Source organism: Actinomycetota bacterium (assembly GCA_005888325.1).
Classification (GTDB): Bacteria; Actinomycetota; Acidimicrobiia; order Acidimicrobiales; family AC-14; genus AC-14.
In genome coordinates this window covers 33,810-53,282 of record VAWU01000061.1, presented here as the reverse complement: position 1 = coordinate 53,282, position 19,473 = coordinate 33,810, and the positions used below count along the sequence as shown (strand labels likewise).

Annotated in this window: 17 protein-coding genes and 3 pseudogenes (1 of these 20 cut by a window edge); 9 read left to right on the top strand and 11 right to left on the bottom strand. The window is 71.7% G+C overall.

What is annotated here, in order from left to right; genetic code table 11:
- A pseudogene (locus E6G06_17530) lies at positions 1-406 on the top strand (DUF2330 domain-containing protein) (it extends 635 nt beyond the left edge of the window).
- The gene (locus E6G06_17525) at positions 100-840 is read left to right on the top strand and encodes a hypothetical protein (GenBank protein TML87718.1); all 741 of its coding nucleotides are present in this window, start codon (positions 100-102) and stop codon (positions 838-840) included. The pseudogene E6G06_17530 and the gene E6G06_17525 overlap by 307 nt, the downstream one beginning before the upstream one ends.
- On the opposite strand, the gene E6G06_17520 is transcribed toward E6G06_17525, so the two are convergent.
- The 3 genes from E6G06_17520 to E6G06_17510 form a co-directional block, all read right to left on the bottom strand.
- Positions 830-1,555: an HAD family hydrolase gene (locus E6G06_17520; GenBank protein ID TML87698.1), complete on the bottom strand. Its 726-nt coding sequence runs from the start codon at positions 1,553-1,555 to the stop codon at positions 830-832. The genes E6G06_17525 and E6G06_17520 overlap by 11 nt on opposite strands.
- Before the next feature lie 30 nt (positions 1,556-1,585).
- Positions 1,586-3,568 carry an EAL domain-containing protein gene (locus E6G06_17515; protein TML87697.1) on the bottom strand — a complete coding sequence of 661 codons (1,983 nt, stop codon included), beginning with the start codon at positions 3,566-3,568 and terminating at the stop codon, positions 1,586-1,588.
- Positions 3,569-3,664: 96 nt separating this feature from the next.
- Positions 3,665-4,042 (bottom strand): MmcQ/YjbR family DNA-binding protein, encoded by a 378-nt coding sequence (locus E6G06_17510; protein ID TML87696.1) that lies wholly within the window; start codon positions 4,040-4,042, stop codon positions 3,665-3,667.
- Between E6G06_17510 and E6G06_17505 the strand changes: the two genes are divergently transcribed.
- Positions 4,011-4,379, top strand: a complete 369-nt coding sequence (locus tag E6G06_17505; GenBank protein ID TML87695.1) for an FAD-dependent oxidoreductase — start codon at positions 4,011-4,013, stop codon at positions 4,377-4,379. The two genes, E6G06_17510 and E6G06_17505, sit on opposite strands and share 32 nt — an antisense overlap.
- Before the next feature lie 49 nt (positions 4,380-4,428).
- Here E6G06_17505 and E6G06_17500 read toward each other — a convergent pair whose 3' ends face one another.
- From E6G06_17500 to E6G06_17490, 3 genes and pseudogenes are all read right to left on the bottom strand, one after another.
- Entirely contained in the window at positions 4,429-5,958 is a 1,530-nt protein-coding gene (locus E6G06_17500; protein TML87694.1) for a hydantoinase B/oxoprolinase family protein, read from the bottom strand.
- Positions 5,931-7,745: a hydantoinase/oxoprolinase family protein gene (locus E6G06_17495; GenBank protein ID TML87693.1), complete on the bottom strand. Its 1,815-nt coding sequence runs from the start codon at positions 7,743-7,745 to the stop codon at positions 5,931-5,933. Before E6G06_17495 ends, E6G06_17500 begins: the two co-directional genes overlap by 28 nt.
- Before the next feature lie 569 nt (positions 7,746-8,314).
- A pseudogene (locus E6G06_17490) lies at positions 8,315-8,725 on the bottom strand (ribonuclease HI).
- 50 nt (positions 8,726-8,775) lie between these two features.
- Between E6G06_17490 and aceE the strand changes: the two are divergent.
- The 4 genes and pseudogenes from aceE (at position 8,776) to E6G06_17470 (ending at position 14,173) form a co-directional block, all read left to right on the top strand.
- Positions 8,776-11,497, top strand: a pseudogene (gene aceE / locus E6G06_17485) (pyruvate dehydrogenase (acetyl-transferring), homodimeric type).
- A 17-nt stretch (positions 11,498-11,514) separates the two neighbouring features.
- Positions 11,515-12,768 carry an acyl-CoA dehydrogenase gene (locus E6G06_17480; GenBank protein TML87692.1) on the top strand — a complete coding sequence of 418 codons (1,254 nt, stop codon included), beginning with the start codon at positions 11,515-11,517 and terminating at the stop codon, positions 12,766-12,768.
- Positions 12,769-12,823: 55 nt separating this feature from the next.
- On the top strand, positions 12,824-13,399 hold the full coding sequence (locus E6G06_17475) for a Fe-S cluster assembly protein HesB (protein TML87691.1): 576 nt from the start codon (positions 12,824-12,826) through the stop codon (positions 13,397-13,399).
- 222 nt (positions 13,400-13,621) lie between these two features.
- Positions 13,622-14,173 (top strand): DUF222 domain-containing protein, encoded by a 552-nt coding sequence (locus E6G06_17470; GenBank protein ID TML87717.1) that lies wholly within the window; start codon positions 13,622-13,624, stop codon positions 14,171-14,173.
- Between the two features lie 8 nt (positions 14,174-14,181).
- On the opposite strand, the gene E6G06_17465 is transcribed toward E6G06_17470, so the two are convergent.
- A complete protein-coding gene (locus E6G06_17465; protein TML87690.1) occupies positions 14,182-15,033 on the bottom strand; it encodes a hypothetical protein in 852 nt (283 codons plus the stop codon).
- The gene (locus E6G06_17460) at positions 15,030-16,154 is read right to left on the bottom strand and encodes an ABC transporter ATP-binding protein (GenBank protein TML87689.1); all 1,125 of its coding nucleotides are present in this window, start codon (positions 16,152-16,154) and stop codon (positions 15,030-15,032) included. The genes E6G06_17465 and E6G06_17460 overlap by 4 nt, the downstream gene beginning before the upstream one ends.
- Here E6G06_17460 and thiS point away from each other — a divergent pair.
- Complete coding sequence (thiS, locus tag E6G06_17455; GenBank protein ID TML87688.1) at positions 16,037-16,237, top strand: sulfur carrier protein ThiS; 201 nt, start codon at positions 16,037-16,039, stop codon at positions 16,235-16,237. The genes E6G06_17460 and thiS overlap by 118 nt on opposite strands.
- Before the next feature lie 3 nt (positions 16,238-16,240).
- Positions 16,241-16,888 carry a thiamine phosphate synthase gene (thiE, locus tag E6G06_17450; GenBank protein TML87687.1) on the top strand — a complete coding sequence of 216 codons (648 nt, stop codon included), beginning with the start codon at positions 16,241-16,243 and terminating at the stop codon, positions 16,886-16,888.
- Here thiE and E6G06_17445 read toward each other — a convergent pair.
- From E6G06_17445 to E6G06_17435, 3 genes are all read right to left on the bottom strand, one after another.
- Complete coding sequence (locus E6G06_17445; GenBank protein ID TML87686.1) at positions 16,855-17,730, bottom strand: alpha/beta fold hydrolase; 876 nt, start codon at positions 17,728-17,730, stop codon at positions 16,855-16,857. The genes thiE and E6G06_17445 overlap by 34 nt on opposite strands.
- On the bottom strand, positions 17,640-18,662 hold the full coding sequence (locus tag E6G06_17440; protein ID TML87685.1) for an amidohydrolase: 1,023 nt from the start codon (positions 18,660-18,662) through the stop codon (positions 17,640-17,642). The genes E6G06_17445 and E6G06_17440 overlap by 91 nt, the downstream gene beginning before the upstream one ends.
- 352 nt (positions 18,663-19,014) lie before the next feature.
- Complete coding sequence (locus E6G06_17435; protein TML87684.1) at positions 19,015-19,461, bottom strand: hypothetical protein; 447 nt, start codon at positions 19,459-19,461, stop codon at positions 19,015-19,017.
- Positions 19,462-19,473 lie beyond the last annotated feature (12 nt).

Below are 19,473 nucleotides of genomic sequence, written 5' to 3'. Positions count from 1 at the left end.
CCCGGTCGAGGCCGACGTCTTCCTGCTCACCGAGCACCAACCGGCGCTGCTCCCAGTGGGCAACAACGCGGGCTTCGAGCTCGAGCGGTCGGAGAGCGCATCGGGCTCGCTCCTCTCCGACCTGCGCGCCGACAAGGGAATGGAGTGGATGCCCTCGTCGATGTGGCTGAGCTACCTGAAGATCGACACCCCCGCACGCGTCCTCAAGTACGACCTCGCGGTCGACGCGAGCGGCTTCTCGCCTTCGCCCCGGGCCGCGGGCCTACCCGGCGCGCTCCTGCCGCCGATCGCGGCGAAGACCGCAGTCGACGGTGCGCTCGTCGTGACCCTGTTCGTCGGGGCCGCCGTCCTGCTGCTGGGGGCCTACTTCGTCGGCCGTTCGGGTCGCGCTCGCCTCCGGACGTGAGAGCTCGACCCACGCGCGCGTGGCGCGCGGTGGTGGCCACCGTGTTCGTCGCCTCCGCCGCGGCCGGGTGTGCGCGGGGGTACGCGGCCGAGCCGCCGCCATTGCGGGACCGCACGATCGAGCTGCGCGTTCACCACTCTCGTTTCATCCCGTCGCTCGTTTCCGTCCCTGCCGGCTCCCACGTGCGCTTCGTCGTGCGCAACGACGACCCCATCGACCACGAGCTCATCGTGGGTGACGCGAGCGTCCAGCTGCGTCACGAGCGAGGCACCGAGGCGTGGCACCCGCCGCGGCCCGGTGAGGTGTCGGTGGCCGCGGGCGCGCTGGCCACGACCACGTTCACGTTCCTCACCACGGGGACGACGGAGTTCGGCTGCCACATGCCCGGCCACTACGCCTACGGCATGCGGGGTGCGGTGACCGTCACCCGCTGACGGCGGACGCTCGACCCCAGCCGTCGACGACTGCGATCAGCTCGAGCAGCTCGTCGATGACCGCGTCGGGCTCGACGTCGTACGCGGGCACCCCCGGGTTGCGGCGCAGCACCGTGCGCATGCCCGCCCGCCCGGCGCCCACCACGTCGTCCCACGGCCGGTCGCCGACGAACACCGCGCGCCCGGGCCGCTCGACGTCGAGCGCGCGCAACGCCGCCTCGAAGGCGGAGGTGTGCGGCTTCTGGAAGGGCATCTCACTCGTGTAAAGGCGGGCGTCGATCAGCTCGGCCAGACCGTCGCGTTCGAGGAAGCGCTCATGGAACGCGCGGGGCCAGTGCGTGTTCGAGAGCAGCCCGATGCGCAGTCCGCGCTCGCGGAGCGCGCGCAGCGTCGGCGCGGCGGCGGGGTCGTGGGCGACGTGCTCGGTCCAGGCATCGAGGTGGCGCACCGCCGCCTCCTCGAGCAGGGCCTCGGCCACGTCGAGCCCGATGCGGGCGGAGCCCGCCGCCATCAGCTCGCCGAGGGTGGTGCTGCGTTGGTGGGTCGCGGTCGTGGCCCAGAACTCCTCCTCCACCGCGACGAGCGCGGCCGTGACCTCGTCCTCGCGCTCGGGCGCCAGGTGACGCGCGGCCAGGCGCCACGCGTCCACCAGCTCGGCCGGCACGAAGCGCGAGAGCGTTCCGCCCCAGTCGAAGATCACCGCCTCGATCGCCACGCGCCGCGACGGTAGCGGGGCGGTGGCGGGTCAGGACGTGGCGGCGACGCTGGCCCGCGAGGCCTCCAGCCACACCTCGAGCTCGTCGGGCGGCAGGGGCGGGCTCAGGTAGTTGCCCTGCGCGAAGTCGCACCCGAGCGCGTGCAACCGCCCCCACGTGACCTCGGACTCGACGCCTTCGGCCACCACCCCCAGGCCCAGGTTCCTGGCCAGGTCGATGGCCGAGCGGACGATCGTGGCGTCGCTGTCGTCGACGTCCATCTCCATGACGAACGACCTGTCGATCTTGATCGCGCGCACCGGCAGCCGCTTCAGATGTGCGAGCGACGAGTAGCCGGTCCCGAAGTCGTCGATGACGAGGCTCAGGCCCATGCGGTAGAGGCGACCGATCACGTCCATCGCGCGGTGCGGGTCGGCCATGATCGAGCTCTCCGTGATCTCGAGCTCGAGCGCGTCCGCCGGGAGGCGCCAACCCTGGAGCAGGCGCTCGATCTCGTCGGGCAGGCCCACGTCGTGGAGGTTGCGCATGGAGAGGTTGACCGACACCGGGAAGTCGTGGCCGGCCTGGCGCCACGCGTGACGCTGGCGCAGCGCGGCCTTCAGCACGAAGGCGGTGAGCGGCTGCATCAGGCCGGTGTCCTCGGCCATGCGCACGAACTCGTCGGGCGCCACCACCCCGTGCTGGGGATGGTGCCAACGCAACAGCGCCTCGACCGCATGCACCTGGCGGGTCCGCATGTCGACGATCGGCTGGTAGCGGACGAGCAGCTCGCCGGCCGCGATGGCCCGCCGAAGATCACCCACGAGCGTGAGACGCCGCCGGCTGTTGCGATCGTGCTCCGCGGCGTAGACCTCCACGCCCGTCGCCGACCGCTTGGCCACGTACATCGCCACGTCGGCGCGCTGCAGGAGCGTCGGCGCATCTTCACCGTGCTCGGGCGAGAGCGCCACACCGATGCTCGCATCGGCCTCCACGGTCAGGCCGTCGAGCGAGTACGGCTCGGACAACGCCTCGCGGATCTTCTGCGCGACCGCCACGGCCGCCTCGATGCCGGGAACCGACGGGAGCAGCACGGCGAACTCGTCGCCGCCGAGCCGGGCCACCGTGTCGTCGTCGCGCAGCGCCGCCTGCAGCCGAGGCCCGATGTCGCGCAGGAGCAGGTCGCCGCTGTGGTGGCCGAGCGTGTCGTTGATCTCCTTGAAGCGGTCGAGGTCCATGACCATGACGGCCGCGTGCGTGCCGCGGCGCGCCGCCGCGAGCACCGCCTGTTGCGTCCGGTCGTAGAAGAGAGTCCGGTTGGGGAGGTCGGTCAGCGCGTCGTGCAGTGCCTGGTGCTCGCTGTCGATCGTCTGCCGGTTGAGACGACGCGACGCGCCGTAGACGATGTGGAAGAGAACCACCCACAGCAGGGCCAGGCCCGCGAACAGCAGGACGTAGAGCCGCGCGGTGTCCCGTGCGATGGCGTCCGCGACGGGCTGGTACGGCAGGTAGATCTCCAGCGCGCCCGCGGGCTCCTGCACCCCGCCGAACGTGACCGGGACGTAGACCTCGAGGAGGTGGCCGAGCGCGGCGTCACCCGGCGCGCCGACCTCGGTCTTGTCGTTGATCTTCGACGAGGACGTCCCCGCGAGCGCGGCGTCGAGCCTCGCCTCGTCGCCGGGCGGAGTGCGGCTACCGATGAGCGACGCTTCCGACGAATAGACGATCGCGTGGGTGCGGTTCCAGATGTTCAGACGGGTGACCGCTCGCCCCAGCACGCCGTCCTTCAGCTCGCGATCGAGCCGGCGCAGGGCCTCGGGGGGCAGTCCGTCAGAGACGCTCGCCGTCGTCAGCTGCGACTGGATCGCCAGGCGCGAGGCGAGCTCGGCGGTGCGCTCCGCGCTCTCGAGGTTCCGGTCACGGATGACCCGCGCCACGCTGCCCGCCAGCACCACGCCGAGCGCGGCGATGAGGACGAGGCTCGTCAAGGCGAAGCTCGCGATCAGACCCGGACGGCGGACAGGCGAACTCATGGGTCAGGTCGTAGATCGGCATCGCCTGTCCTCGCCTGTTGACCAAATCTCCCCTACCTGATCGGGCCACTCCCCCGCCCATCGTCTCTCTCCCGGCTACCGCCGCAGCTCGTCGAGCTCGGCGACCAGCCGCTTGGGGGCCACCATGCGGTAGGCGTCCTCGACGATGCCCGCCAGCTCCTCCCAGTCGGGGTCGACGTCGAGCCGAACGCCGAGCCAACCCCGGTGGCCGACGTAGGGAGGGACGAAGAACCGGTCGGGCTCCTCGTCGACGAGCAGGTCCTGCGCACCGGGGGCGGCCGCGCACCAGATCGCCAGGCGACCGTCGCCGTGGTGGTCGTCCATGTACGTGACGAAGGTCTTCTTGTCCCGCACGAACCAGGTCGGCGCGCCGTGGCTCAGCCGCTCCGTCGCCTCGGGGAGGGCCAGGCACAGCGCACGTATGTGCTCGAGCGCATCGTCTTCCGGACTCATCGGCTCATCTTCCAACATCCGACCACGACCCCACGGCCGAAAGGACGCGACCGCGTTCGGGCAGCGCACGGCCCCGTGGAACATGCACTACCTGTCGATGTGGACTGATCCGGCCGACGCCGAGCGCAACATCGCCTACACCCGGGCCATCGCATCGGCCATGAAGCCGTGGACGACCGGCCGTGCCTACCTCACCTTCCTCGGCGACGAGGGCGCGGGGCGGGTGGAGGCCGCGTTCGGCCCCGAGAAGTTCGCCCGTCTGCAGGCGCTCAAGCGGAAGTGGGACCCCGAGAACCTCTTCCGCCACAACCAGAACATCCCACCGGCCACGCAGTAGGAGGACGCAGGGGGGAACGGAGGGGGCGGGGAGGGGGGCGTCGCCGCGCTCACACGCGCGGCGCCCCCCATCCTCCGCCGCCGGGCGTCAGCATCCGCAGCACGTCTCCCGCCCGCAACTGGATCGTGCACTTGTCGCCCAGTCGCTCGGCCGTCGCCTCGTCGCCGCCGGGCAACAGCCAGTTCTCGCCGACGGCGCCCGGCTCCCCGCCGGCGAGACCCCACGGCCACGACACGCGGCGCTCGGTGATCAGCGACACGGTGACGTCTTCGAGCACCTCGAGGTCGCGCTCGATGCCCTCGCCCCCGGCGTGACGGCCCGCGCCGCCGCTCCCGCGCCGCAGCCGGTAACGCAGCACACGCAACGGGAACGAACGCTCCAACGCCTCGATCGGCGTGTTGCGCGTGTTGGTCATCGCGGTGTGGACCCCGCTCATGCCCGCGCCCATCGGTCGTCCGCCCTGGCCGCCGGCAACCGTCTCGTAGTACACCCAGCCCGCGCCCCCCATGAGCACGTTGTTCATCGTGCCCTGACCCGCGGCGCCGACGCGATCGGGCGCCGCCTGCGCGAGGGCACCAAGGCACACGTCGGCCACCCGCTGGCTCACCTCGACGTTGCCCGCGCCGACGGCGACCGGCGGACGGGCGGCCACGATCGTGCCGGGCGGTGCGATGACGCGCACGGGTCGCATGGCGCCGCCGTTGGCGGGGATCGTGGGGTCGGTGGCCGATCGCAGCGCGAACGCGACGGCGCTCACGGTCACCGCCTCGACGGCATTCACGTTGCCGGCGCGCTGCGCGTCGGTGCCGGTGAAGTCGAAGGTGGCGGTGTCTCCCGCGATCGTCAGTGTGCACACGACGCGCGCCGGCCGTTGCTGGGCCGGCGCCGGTCCGCACGAATCGAGCACGTCGTCGAAGCGCCACGTGCCGTCCGGCAGCGCCGCGAGTGCGGCGCGCATGCGCCGCTCGCCGTAGCCGGTGATCTCCGCGAGCGGCGCGTCGGCGAACCCGGCCAGCCGCTCGACACCGACCACGTTGGCCCCGCGCTGGGCGTCGAGGTCACCGCGGCGCTCCTCGGGCGTGCGCGAGTTGGCGAGCAGCACCGCCTCGACCTCGTCGGTGAGGCGCACCGGCGGGAGGCGGAGGCCCTCCTGGAACACCTCGACCGCGTCGGCCGGGATCGAGCCCGGTGCCATCCCGCCCACGTCCGCGTGGTGGGCCCGGTTGGCTGCCCAACCGACCAGACGGCCGGCGGCGGTGAAGCACGGTGCGACCAGCGTGAGGTCGTTGAGGTGGGTGCCACCCGCGAAGGGATCGTTCAGGAGCACCTGGTCGCCGGGTCGCAGCGAATCGCCGAGGGCGTCGATGGCGGCGCGCACCGACGCCGGCATCGAGCCCAGGTGGACCGGGATGTGCTCGGCCTGCACGAGCAGCTCTCCCTCGGCCGTGAAGAGCGCGGCGGAGCAGTCGGCGCGCTCCTTGATGTTGGGGCTGAACGCAGCGCGGCGCAGCACCGCGCCCATCTCCTCGGCCACCCCGGTGAGGCGCGCGATCAGGATCCGGAGCGCCGCAGGATCCACGCGCCTCCTTCGTCGACGTCGGCCCGCCAGCCCGCGGGGACCCACACCGTGCAGTCGGGCTCCGCGATCACCGCCGGCCCGACCCTGGCTCGTCGTTCCACGCCCGGTGGGCCCAGCTGCCCCAGGTCGAGCGGGGCGGGGCGTCGGGCGCGGGCCCGGAGCGCGACCACCTCGACCGGTGCGTCGCCGCGGGCCCACCCGTTGCGACGCCGGTGCTCCTCGTGGAAGTCGCTCAACCGCGCCACGGTGAGCTCGTGGCTCTGTCCCGCGTAGCGGCAGTCGAGCGCGGTCGCGACATCCGCGTCGCGTCCACCGACCGCCGCGAGTGCCCGGTCCGACAGCGCTGCGAGCGCGGGCTCGAGGCCGTCGAGCGATGCGACCGGTGGCCAGGACTGCACGAGATCGCGTTGGCGAGGTGAGCACAACAGACCGACGGCCGAGAGCACACCGGCGCGGGGTGGTACCACGACCGCGGCCATGCCCAAGGCTTCCGCGATCGCGCACGCGTGCAATGGCCCGGCGCCACCGAAGGCGACGAGGGCGAGGCCGGCGGGGTCGACGCCGCGCGCGACCGACACCATGCGCGCGGCCTGCTCCATCGCCGCGTCGACCACGGCGACGACACCCTCGGCGCCGACGCCGGCTGCGGCGAGGGCACGCACGGCCGCGTCGCGGTCGAGCCGCCCGAGGTCGGGGAACGTCGCGTCGGGGTCGATGCGGCCGAGGACGAGATCGGCGTCGGTCACGGTCGGCGCGCCACCACCCCGGCCGTAGCACGCGGGCCCGGGGTCGGCACCCGCGCTCTCGGGCCCGACGACGAGCGCGCCACCGGCGTCGATGCGGGCCACCGAGCCGCCGCCGGCACCGATGGTGTGGATGTCGAGCGCGGGCAGGCGGATCGGGAAGCCCCCCGCCACCCGGCCCGGCGCGGGCTCGGGCACGCCACCCAGCACGAGGCACACGTCGGTGCTCGTGCCGCCCATGTCGAAGGTGACGGCATCGGGGAACCCGGCCGCGGCCGCGGCCAGCGCGCCCGCGCGCGCGCCGGCCGCCGGCCCGGAGAGCAGCAGCGCGGCCGGCGCCTCGGCCGCTTCCGCGGCAGGGACCAGACCGCCGGCCGACGTCATCACGAGCACCTCGTCCGCGAGCCCGTCGACCGCCTGCACGTAGGGACGGCAAGCGGGGCGCAGGTAGGCGTTGACGACGGTCGTCACCATGCGCTCGTACTCCCGGAACTCCGGGGACACGTCGCTCGAGCACGTGACGTCGACGTCGTCGCGGGCACGCACGCGCGCTTCGACGCGGCGCTCGTGACGCCCGTCGAGGTCGGCATGGAGGAGGCAGACCGCGACCGCCTCGGTTCCCTCGGGGAGTGGCGGCACCGCGTCCGAATCGAGCGGCACCACCTCGCGACCTGTCGCGTCGAGGCGACCTCGCGCCTCGAGCCGGCGCGCGCGCGGCACCAGTGGGTCCGGCCGTTCCACGCCGATGTCGTAGAGCGAGGGACGGTCCTGCCGGGCGATCTCGATCACGTCCGCGAACCCCTCGTTCGTGATCAGCGCGACCGAGGCACCTCGTCGTTCGAGCAGGGCGTTGGTGGCGACAGTGGTGCCGTGCGCGAGCAACACCGGACGCGCCTCGAGTGCAGCGGCCACCGCGCGGCTCGGGTCGCTCGGCGTCGAGAGGAGCTTGACGACGCGTCCGTCGTCGAAGACGACGTCGGTGAACGTGCCACCCGTGTCGGCTCCGCAACGGCTCACGGCGACGCGCCCGGGTCGACGACCCACACGTCGTCACCCAACTGGTCCTGCAGTGAGCGCACCTGCCGCCCGGCGCGCACGTCGTTCCCGTCCCACACGGCAACCGCCTCGTCCGCGTGCCGGGCCAGCCAGGCGTCGCGTCGCGCGAGCGCGCCACCCGCGGCCTGCTTCGTCTCCGGGCGACGCCTCTGCAGCAGCACCTGGTCGCGCGCGCCTTCGAGCAACTGCGCGTAGCGGGCCCGGCTCGCCGCCGGCCAGACCGCGTCGGGGTCGGGGTACGGCAGCACGGCGACGTAGGGCACGCCCGCGGCGGCGGCCGCCTCCGCGCCGAGCTGCTCGGCTCCAAGGCCGAGGCCGGTCAGCACCACGAGGTCGTCGTGCATCTCGCGCTTGGCCGCGAGGATCTCGATGAGCCGGGCAAGCGCGCGGCGGGCCACGGGATTGTCGTCGTAGCCGCCGAGCTCGGGTGGGCGCATGCCGGCCACGACCAGCCGGTGGCCCTCGGGCACGCGATGGTCCTCATCGTGGCGGCCGACGGCGTCGGCGGGCCCCAGGTCGACGGGCGTCCCGGTGCCTTTGCGGCCCGCCTGCGTCTGGGCGGCCTCGACCGCCAGCCGGTCGACGAGATCGTTCATCGGGTCGTCGCTGTGGCCCTTCACCCAGGTGAACCGCACCCGCTGGGGATCCGCCCGGTACGCGTCGATGAGCGGCTCCCACAGGTCGCGATTGGCCACCGGCTTCTTGGCCTTGTTGAGCCACCCCCTCGCCAGCCAACCCTCCCACCACCGGTCGCGAAAGCAGTTCACGACGTACGTCGAGTCGCTCACCACCTCGATCGGGCTCTCGAAGCTCCGCACGGCCTCCAGGGCCGCCTTGACCTCCATGCGCTGGTTGGTCGAGCGCGCCTCCGACCCGCTCGCGAACGGGCCGTCGCGCACCGCCCAGGCCCACCCTCCCGGGCCGGGGTTCCCCACGCAGGCACCGTCGGTGTAGACGACCGTGGTCACCCGTCGATCTTCCCGCGCCGAGTGACGCCGGGACGGCTTTTGCGCCCGAGATCGCAGGAGGCGCGAGCATAAGGACCGTGATCTTCGACGGGTTCTCGAAGCAACTGCCCGACATCGACGCCGAGGAGACCGCCGAGTGGGTCGACTCGTTCGACGCGGTCCTGGAGAGCCAGGGGAAGACGCGCGCCCAGTTCCTGCTGCTCAAGCTGCTCGAGCGGGCCCGCGAGCAGCAGGTGGGCCTGCCCGCGCAGGTGTCGACCCCCTACATCAACACGATCCCGCCCGAGCAGGAGCCCTGGTTCCCCGGCGACGAGCACATCGAGCGGCGCATACGCGCCTTCATCCGCTGGAACGCGGCGGTGATGGTCAGCCGGGCCAACAACCGAGCGCCGGGCATCGGCGGTCACCTGGCGACGTTCGCGTCGAGCGCGTCGCTCTACGAGGTCGGCTTCAACCACTTCTTCCGCGGCAAGGACAACGGCCAGCCCGGCGACCAGGTGTACTTCCAGGGACACGCCGCGCCGGGCATCTACGCGCGCGCGTTCCTCGAGGGCCGGCTCACGACCGACCACCTCGACCATTTCCGCATGGAGATCGGCGGTGACGGCCTGTCGAGCTACCCGCACCCGCGCCTGATGCCGGAGTTCTGGGAGTTCCCGACGGTGTCGATGGGCCTCAGCCCCATCAACGCGATCTACCAGGCCCGCTTCAACCGCTACCTGCTCAACCGGCGCATCGCCGACACCAGCCGCTCGCGTGTCTGGTGCTACGTGGGCGACGGAGAGTGCGACGAGCCGGAGTCGCTCGGCGCGCTCTCGATCGCGGCGCGCGAGCAGCTCGACAACCTCATCTTCGTCGTCAACTGCAACCTGCAGCGCCTCGACGGCCCCGTGCGCGGCAACGGCAAGGTCATCCAGGAGCTCGAGGCCGTGTTCCGAGGCGCGGGTTGGAACGTCGTCAAGGTCATCTGGGGCTCGAAGTGGGACGAGCTCCTCGCCCGTGACACCGACGGCGTCCTGCTCAACAAGATGAACACGACGGTCGACGGCGAGTTCCAGAAGTACGCGGTCGAGAGTGGCGCCTACATCCGCCAGCACTTCTTCGGTCCCGACCCGCGGCTGCGGCGCATGGTCGAGCACCTGTCCGACGACGACCTGCGCAACCTCCCGCGCGGGGGGCACGACTACCGGAAGCTCTACGCCGCGTACAAGACCGCGGTCGAGCACGAAGGGGCACCGACCGCGATCCTGGCCAAGACCATCAAGGGTTGGACCCTCGGGCCCGACTTCGAGGCGCGCAACGCCACCCACCAGCTCAAGAAGATGACGAAGGACGAGCTGCTCACCTTCCGCGACCGGCTGTACATGCAGGACCAGATCCCCGACGAGGCGTTGGAGGCGAAGGAGCCCCCCTACTTCCACCCCGGCACCGACTCACCGGAGTACGAGTACATGATGCAGCGCCGTCGCGCGCTCGACGGTTCGCTGCCCCGCCGGGTGACCCGGGCCAAGCCCATCCCCCAACCCGCACCCGACATCTTCACCGAGTTCAACGCGGGCTCCGGGAAGCAGGCCGGCCGTGTCGACGACGATGGTGTTCACGCGGCTGCTGCGCAGCCTGTTGCGCGACGACGACATGGGCGCGCGCGTGGTGCCGATCATCCCCGACGAGGCCCGTACGTTCGGCATGGACGGCCTGTTCAAGGAGGTCAAGATCTACGCGCCGTTCGGCCAGCTCTACGAGCCGGTCGACGCCAAGCTGCTGCTGTCCTACATGGAGTCGCAGCAGGGCCAGATCCTCGAAGAGGGGATCACGGAGGCCGGCGCCATGGCGAGCTTCACCGCCGCGGGCACGGCGTATGCGACTCATGCCACGCCGATGGTGCCGTTCTTCACCTTCTACTCGATGTTCGGCTTCCAGCGGGTGGGCGACCTCATCTGGGCCTTCGGCGACATGCGGGGTCGCGGCTTCCTGCTCGGCGCCACCGCGGGCCGCACCACGCTCGAAGGCGAAGGCCTCCAGCATTGCGACGGCCACACCCAGGTGCTCGCGTCGACCGTGCCCAACCTGGCGGCCTACGACCCCGCCTTCGCGTACGAGCTCGCGCACATCGTGCAGGACGGGTTGCGGCGGATGTACGGCAACGATCCCGACGACGTCTTCTACTACCTCACCCTCTACAACGAGAACTACGTGCAGCCGGCGATGCCGGCCGACATCGGCGACGGCATCACGCGCGGCGTCTACCGCTTCGCGGCTGCGCCCGACGGGTGCAACCACCGCGCCACCATCCTGTTCAGCGGCACCGCCCAGGGCGCGGCGCGTGACGCGCAGCAACTGCTCGCCGAGCACCACGACGTGGGCGCGGAGCTGTGGAGCGCCACGTCGTACAAGGCGCTCCGCGAGGACGCACTCGCTGCCGAGCGCTGGAACCGGCTGCACCCGACCGAGACTCCGCGCACGCCCTACGTCACCACCGCGCTCCAGCGGGCGGAGGCACCGTTCGTCGCGGTGAGCGACTGGATGAAGGCCGTGCCCGACCAGATCGCCCGATGGGTTCCCGGGCCGTACGTTCCGCTCGGCACCGACGGGTTCGGCCGCTCCGACACACGCGAGCAGCTGCGCCGCCACTTCGAGACCGATGCCCCCCACGTCGTGGTCGCGGTCCTCGACGCGCTCGCACGGGCGGGTGAGGTGAAGCAAGAGGCGGTGGCCGACGCCATCGCCCGCTACGAGATCGACGCCGAGGCGCCCGACCCCAGGACGGCCTGAGCCGGAGAGGGAACGACGTGAACCCTACGCTCGCGCTCGCGCCCCTCACCGACGCGGGGCGGTGGTTCGTCGACCTCGCCGAGCAACACGCCGCCGAGGTCGCGGTCCGGGCCGATGAGCACGACCGCGCCGGAACGTTCCCCCGGGAAGCGTTCGAGTCCATGAAGGAGAGCGGCTTCCTCACCGCACCCGTCCCCGAGGAGTTCGGGGGCCGGGGCCTCACGTCGTTCCACGACCTCGGGGTGGGGCTCAACCGGCTCGCACGAGGCGACGGGTCAGTGGCCATCGCAGCCAACATGCACCTGACGTTCTGCCTCATCGGCGCTCGAACGTTGCGCGGTGTACAAGAGGACGGGGATCAAGAGCAGGTGGAGCGGCTCGGGGGCTTCATGCAACTGCTCGGGCAGGGTGCCATCGCCATGGCGAACGCCACCGAGCCCGGCACCGACCTTCGACACCCGCTCACGGAGGTCAGCACGACGGACGGCGGCCTCGCGCTCAGCGGCCGCAAGATCTTCGGAACGCTCTCGGAGATCGCCGACATCTTCTTCGTGCCCGCTCGACGCCGCAGAGCCGACAACACGTACACCATGGGAGCGACGATGGTGTTCCGCGGCGCAGCCGGCCAGGAGATCAAGTCCAACTGGGATGCGCTCGGGATGCGAGCGTCCGGCAGCCACGACGTCGTGTACGAGAGCTGCTTCGTCCCCGAGGAGCTCTTTCTTACCGACGACGCCGACTGGGGCACCTTCGACCAGCTCAACCTGATCATCGCGAGCGGGGCGAACTTCTCTCTGGTGTGCACCTCGCTCGGCATCGCCGAAGCCGCGCGTGACCTGGTCGTCGACATGGCACGCACCCGAACGAAGGCTCCGAGCGGCCGACCGATCGCCGAGCGACGGGGCGTACAACACCTCGTGGCCGAGATCGAGGTCGACCTCGCCACCTGCCGCGGACTGCTCGACAGCGTGGGCCGGTTGATCGACGAGCACCTCGTGCGTCGACGCGTCGGCGAGGTCACCCTCGACGACCTGCACGGGCTCAACAAGGAGTTCCAGTGCGCCAAGCTGGTCGTCAACCGCAAGGCCATCGAGGTGGTCGACCGGGCGCTGTCGGTCTCGGGCGGCGCCGGCTACATGACCGCCAGCCCTCTCTCGCGGCTCTACCGCGACGCCCGCGCCGGACCCTTCATGCAGCCGTTCTCGCCCGTGGAGGCGCACGAGTACATCGGCAAGGTCGCACTGGGGATCGACCCGACCCTCGACGGCTAGTCGGGAGACCCAGCGGCGAGCACATCGCCCTGTGGTCACGCCTAGGGTGGCGCTCGTGACACCGAAGCTGCCGCTGACCGGAGACACGGAAGCCGACGAGCTCCTGGAGAACGACTCGCTCGCCCTGCTCATCGGGATGCTGCTCGACCAGCAGGTGCCGATGGAGAAGGCGTTCCACTCGCCGTACGACCTCAAGCAGCGGCTCGGCGACAAGCTCGAGGCGGCCGACATCGCGTCACGCGACCCCGACGAGCTGCGGGAGATGTTCAAGGAGCGCCCCGCGCTGCACCGCTTCCCGGCCGCGATGGCCGATCGCACCCAGGAGCTGAGCCGGCGCATCGTCGAGCAGTACGACGGTGATGCCGGCCGGGTCTGGGCGAGCGCGACGACGGGCGACGAGCTGGTGGCCAACCTGCGCGAGCTGCCGGGGTTCGGTGAGCAGAAGGCGCGCGTCTTCACCGCGCTCCTCGCGAAGCGCCTGGGCGTCAAGCCGCAGGGGTGGGAGCAGGCCGCCGGCCCGTACGGTCAGCCCGGCCACTACTCGGTCGCCGACATCGACGGCCCCGACAGCCTCGCCGCGGTCCGCGCCTACAAGAAGGAGCAGAAGGCCCGGGCCAAGGCAAAGCGCTGAGCGCTTGACCCGCCGCGTCGACGTAGTAGCCTCGAACACACGTTCGCTTCCCCCTTTTGACGGCTGAGCGCAGCGCGCTCGCGCAAGGACGGGGAGTGAGCCATGGCGGTCGATGCGTTCATCGCGGAGGTGTCCGACGATCCCGAATGTCGGTCCACCACCGACCTGGCCACAGAGCTGCTCCGGACGGGACGCGAGCTGGCGGCGGCGCAGTGCTGATGGCTGACGCTCCTCGCGGAGATCGATCGGCGCGCCGGATGGGCGGCTGATGGCGCGCTGTCCTGCGTCGACTGGGTCGTCTGGCGCGTGGGTCTGGCGCGCGGCACGGCCAAGGAGAAGCTGCGGGTCGCCCACGAGATCCGTCGCCGGCCCACCGTTCGCCGCGCCTTCGCGGCGGGTGAGGTGTCGCCGAGCTGGTCGACGGCTCGCCGGTCGGTCTCGAGACCCTCCGCCGCGTGGCCTGTGACTGCGGAGTCGTCCGTCATCTCGTGCGAGGACCGAGCCAGCCGCTCGACCTCGGGACACGAACACCCGTCTGGAGCACTGCGCAACGTCGAGCGATCATGGTGCGCGATCGCGGGCGATGTCGGTTCCCGAGCTGTTGGCGGCGCACATGCGACGTGCATCACGTCGTCCACTTCGCCGACGGAGGCGTCACGGCAGTCGACAACGGCATCCTGCTGTGCCCCGCGTCACCACACTCTCGTGCACGAGCGACGGTTCACGATTCGCGGCGACGCCCCCGTCCGGCTCACGTTCCACCGGGCCGACTGAACGGCCGTCTAGCGCGACGCGTCCACGCCCAACAGCCGCGGGCGGGTCACCGCGCGCGAGCCACGCTGCAGACCGATGATGGCGGCCGCCCACGAGATCGCGCCCAGCCAGAGGCCCGAGGTTCCCGAGCCGAAGATCGCGCCGCTCGACTGCGCGTACGAGAGGACGATGAGCGGCAGCGTCACCAGGCCGGAGGCCTGCTGAGCCGCGGCCGCGCTGCGCACGCGCGCGGACAGACGCAGCACGACCGACAGGGTCAGCGCCAGGAAGGGTGGCACCACCCAAAACATCAGCACCCACCAGTCGCCGGTCGGGAAGAACCAGCCGCCCACCTGTGGCCCGACGATGACGTTGACGATCAACGCGTAGGCGAAGAAGCCGACGATGGTCGTGAGATAGCCGGGCACCAGGCTCGCGATGATCTTGCCGAGGTAGATCTCACGCTCGGTTGCAGGGCTGTGGGCGAGGAACTCACCGGTGCCGCGCTCCTTCTCGCCCACGAGGATGTTCGCACCCACCGCGGTCGAGATCGTCATCGGCACGATCACCGCGAGCGGGGCGAACAGGAAGACCGCGAGCGCGTACGAGGTACGCGCCTCCGGCGACCCTGCCGGCACCGAGGCACGCGCCGACGCGGGCAGGATCTCGAGCGTCGACGACACCTTCTGCACGACGCTGCCCTCGCTGATGTGGGTGACCGCGAACAGCAGCACGGCCGGGGCGATGATGAAGAAGATCGCGGCCAGGGCGAGCATCGGCCCCCAGAAGTCGGGGCTCTGTCGCAGCTGGCGCAGGTCGGTCCGCGCCACCACCCACACCCGCGACGACTGCCGGCCCGCCCCGCCCCGGTGGTCGCTCACTCGACCTCCTCGATGCGGTCAACTGCGGCGCCCGACTCGCGGCGGACCGCGAAATAGAGCTCCTCGAGCGTGGGTTCGTGGGGCGTCACGCGTGTCAGTCGCGCACCCACCGCGGTGAGCTGCGCGACGAGGTCGGGCACGCGCGCGAGATCGTCGAGTGTGACCTTCGCCGGCCCACCGTTGCGTTCGTAGCTCTTCACGCCGGCGAGCGCGGCCACGCCGTCGAGCGCGAAGCGGTCCTCCGCGTCGATCGTCACCGACGGGTCGGGCCAGAAGCGCCGCACGAGGTCCCCGGGGGTGCCCGACATGAGATCGCGCCCGTGGTCGAGGATCACGACCTGGTCGGCCAGTCCCTCGGCCTCGAGCAGCAGGTGGGTGCACATGACGACGGTCTTGCCGCCTGCCGCCATCTCGTCGATGAGCCGCAGCACGGCATGCGCGGACTCGGGGTCGAGGCCCGACGTGGGCTCGTCGAGCAGGAGGAGGTCGGGGTCATGGAGAACCGCGCGCGCCAAGGCCAGACGGGTCTTCATGCCGGTCGAGTACCCACTGACGCGGAGGTCGAGCGAGTGCTCGATGCCGAAGCGCGCCGCGCTCGCGTCGATCGGGGCGCCGGGCCCCAGCCGGTTGAGCTCGGCGGCGTAGCGCAGGTTGTCGCGTCCCGACAACCGGTCGTAGAGCGCGGGCTTGGCCGAGACGACCCCGCAGCGCTCGCGCACCGCTTCGCCCTCGGTGGCGGGGTCGTGCCCGAACACGCGCACGTGCCCCGTGTCGCAGTCGAGCGCTCCGGTGATGGTGCGCACCGCGGTGGTCTTCCCGGCGCCGTTGGGCCCGAGCAGCACCGTCACCGAGCCGGTCGGCACCCGCAGGCTCAGGTCGGCGAGGCCCACCGCCGTCCCGAACCGCCGGCTGACGTGCTCCAGCTCGACGACATGATCGGGGGGGTTCACCCCGCGAGTATCGGCCACGGGGAGCACGAGTGTGAGGGGGTACGTTCGCGCTCGTGAAGGTGACCGCGAACGGCGACCCCGTGGAGCTGGCCGAGGGGGCGACGGTCGACGACCTGCTCGCCCATCTGGGCCTGGGTCGGCGGTGGGTGCTCGTCGAGCGCAACGGCGCACCCGTCGACCGGCGCGACACCACCACGACCCGGCTGGTCGACGGTGACCGGCTGGAGCTCGTCCGGGCCGTCGCCGGCGGGTAGCCCGTGATCGCGCTCGGCGAGCGGCGGCTCTACCTCTGCACGCCCGATCGCCCCGATCTCGAGCGCTTCCTCGAGGCGTGCGTCGCCGGCGGCGTCGACCTCGTGCAGCTGCGCGAGAAGCACCTCGAAGCCCGGCCGCTGCTCGACGTGGCCCGCCGGGCGCGGCGCGTCTGCCACGACCTCGGCGTCCCGTTCATCCTCAACGACCGGCCCGATCTGGCCGCCGAAGCCGGGGCGGACGGCGTGCACGTCGGCCAGGACGACGCGCCGCCCGCGCTCGCCCGGCGCCTGCTCGGGCCCGACGCCATCGTGGGGCTCTCGACCCACGCGCCCGCCGAGCTGGACGCGGCCGCGGGTGAGCCCGTCGACTACGTGTCCGCGGGCCCGGTGTCGCCGACGCCAACCAAGCCTGGACGGCCGGGCACGGGCCTCGGGTACCTCGCGCTCGCGGCACAAACGAGTGCCCACCCCTTCTTCGTGACGGGCGGGGTCACGCCTGAGACCGTGGGACCGATGCTCGCCGCCGGTGCCCGGCGCTTCGTGGTCGTGCGCTGGCTCACCGACGCCGACGAGCCGCGCATCGCGGCGCGTGCCCTCCGCCACCTGATCGACGCCGCCTACGACTCCTCCGACCCGCCGGGGCGGGCCTGACGGGCGAGCCAGCCGAGCAGCGCGGCCACCGCCCGCGGGTCGTGGCGCAGCCGGTGCCCGGCGCCGCTGAGGAGCCGCATGTCGACCATGCCCTCGGCCGCCTCGGCGAGCTCGCGGGCGTGCTCGATCGGCACCACCGAGTCGTCGTCACCGTGCACGAGCAGGACCGGTCGCGGCGGGACCTTGCCCATGAGCGCGAGAGGCTGGATCTCGCGCAGCTCCCGCGCCCACGCCTCCTGGTCGTGCGGGAAGGCGGCATCGCGGATCACGCCGATCTCGCGCGCGTGGGCGAGGAAGCCGGTGGGGTCGGCGGCCCAGTCGGCGAAGTCGCACGGTGCCGCGAAGGCGGCGACCCCCTGCACGCGTTCGTCCTCGCCGGCCGCACAGATGGCAAGGGAGCCGCCGACCCCGAACCCGGCCAGCCACACCGCGTCGACCCCGTCGGCAGCGAGCAACGTGTCGATGGCGGCCCTGAGGTCGCTGAGCCACCCGCCCAACGAGAAGTTTCCGGCGGAGGCGCCCGTGCCGCGGAAGTTGAAGGTGAGCACGGCCCATCCGAGCTCGACGGTCAGGCGGTCGGCGAGCTCCCGGTAGGTCTGACCGGACGTGGCGCCGCCGCGGGGCCCGGCGGGGAACCCGTGGCACAGCACCAGGCCCAGGCGCGCCCCGCCCCTGGGTGGGAGGGCCAGGTACGCGTTCAATCGGAGGCCGTCCGCCTCGAAATTGGTCTCCACTGGGGCGAACCTACCCGTCAGATGTGCAAAAGCCTCCTCGCATTTTCGCGGAGCACCTTCTCCTCCACCTCGGATGACGGCTCGTGGGAACGAAAGGCGTCGAGCCACTTGGCGAAGCGAATGAACGGATAGTCGGTGCCGAACAGGGCGCGGTCCTGCAGCGGACCGAGCACGGCCTGAGTGAGCGCGGGGGCCCAGCGGCGCGGCGACCAACCCGAGAGGTCGATCCACACGTTCGTCTTGTGCTGAGCCACGGCCAACATCTCGTCCTGCCAAGGCCACGAGGGGTGGGCGCCGACGATCTGGAGCTCGGGGAAGTCGGCCGCCACGTCGTCGAGCAGGATCGGCCGCGAGTAACCGAGTTTGATCCCTCCGCCCCCGGGCACTCCTGCCCCCAATCCGGTGGTGCCGGTATGGAAGATGACGGGTATGCCGAGCTCGACGGCAACGGCGTAGAGGTCGTAGAAGCGACGCTCGTTGGGTGCGAAGCCCTGGCAACTGGGGTGGAGCTTGAGACCACACAGGCCCAGGTCGGTGACCGCCCGCCGCAGCTCGTCGCGCGCCGCCTTCCCCTTCCACGGGTCGACCGAGGCGAAGCCCACGAACGCGTCGGGGTGGCGGTGCACGCAGTCGGCCACGAAGTCGTTGGTGAGCGGGGGCAGGCCCATGGCGCTCTCCGCGTCCCAGGCCAGCAACACACCGAGCACGTCGTCGGCGCGGAACTCCTCGGCCATCTCGTCGACCGTGCGGATCGGCACCTCGGTGCGGAAGTGGCGCTCGGTCGCCTCCCGCAGCGGTCCGAGCGAGTCGACCATCCACTCCACCGTCGAGAGGTGGACGTGGAAGTCGATCGCCTTCACGCGGGACCGGGATCGCCCGCGCAGTGGGGGCATGCCCGATAGCCGCGGTTGCGCGCCTCGGGCAGCGTGTCGGGACCGAAGGCGGCGAACTGCTCGGACTCCATCAGCTCGTCGATCCGACAGCGGTCGACGACATGGTCGAGGTCGTGGGCCCGCTGGTTGCGCTTGTCGCCCAGCCATCGGTTGTGCTCGAAGCGGATGGGGCGGGCCATCGGCCGGTCACACTACGCGCGACACGGGGGCGCCGAGGCGCCCCCGTGCACGAATCTGCTGAAAGAGGACTCGGGTCCGAACGTCCTGCGTCGGGAGGGACCATTCCCCGACTGTCGCCCGAGCGGTGTCTGGCGGGAACTCGCCAGCCCGGTCCAGCTGCCGACTAGCGGCCAGCCACCTCCAGGGTCCCGAAAGAACTGTCGCTCAGCTGGACCACCTCCTTTCTCTGGTACCGCTTATGAAACCACATCCCGGGGCCTTGTCGAGGGCGGGTTTCGCGCGCCTCGGGGTGGGCTCCGGAGGAGCCTTCCGGTGCCGGTCACGAGGGGCTCTGGTCCGGTGGGCCGGCGGCCGGGCCGATGGCCCCGATCGCCTCGAGATAGGTCATCTGCGCGTCGAGGACCGCGTGCACCTGCGCGGGCGTGTACGCCGAGCCCGCGGCCTCGGCCCGGGTCAGCACGAAGTCGACGGTCTCGGCCCCGCCCACCACCACCGGCCCCTCCGCCTGGGCGCTGTCACCGTTGGTCGAGAGCCCCTTCAGCCGGAAGTACTCCAGGTGCCAGTTGAGGATCTGACGGACGTCGTCGGGCGTCAGGACCGCGGCCACGTCGTCCCCGACGTGCCGGCACACCCACGCGACGGCCTCCTCGAAGTCGAACACCGGTCGCGGCGGCACCGACCCGAGCCGCCGCGCCTCTCGTCCCACGACTGCCGCCGCGATGGCGAAGACGACCGCGACGGCGAGGACGGTGAACAGCAGCGTCATCCGCTGGGAGCG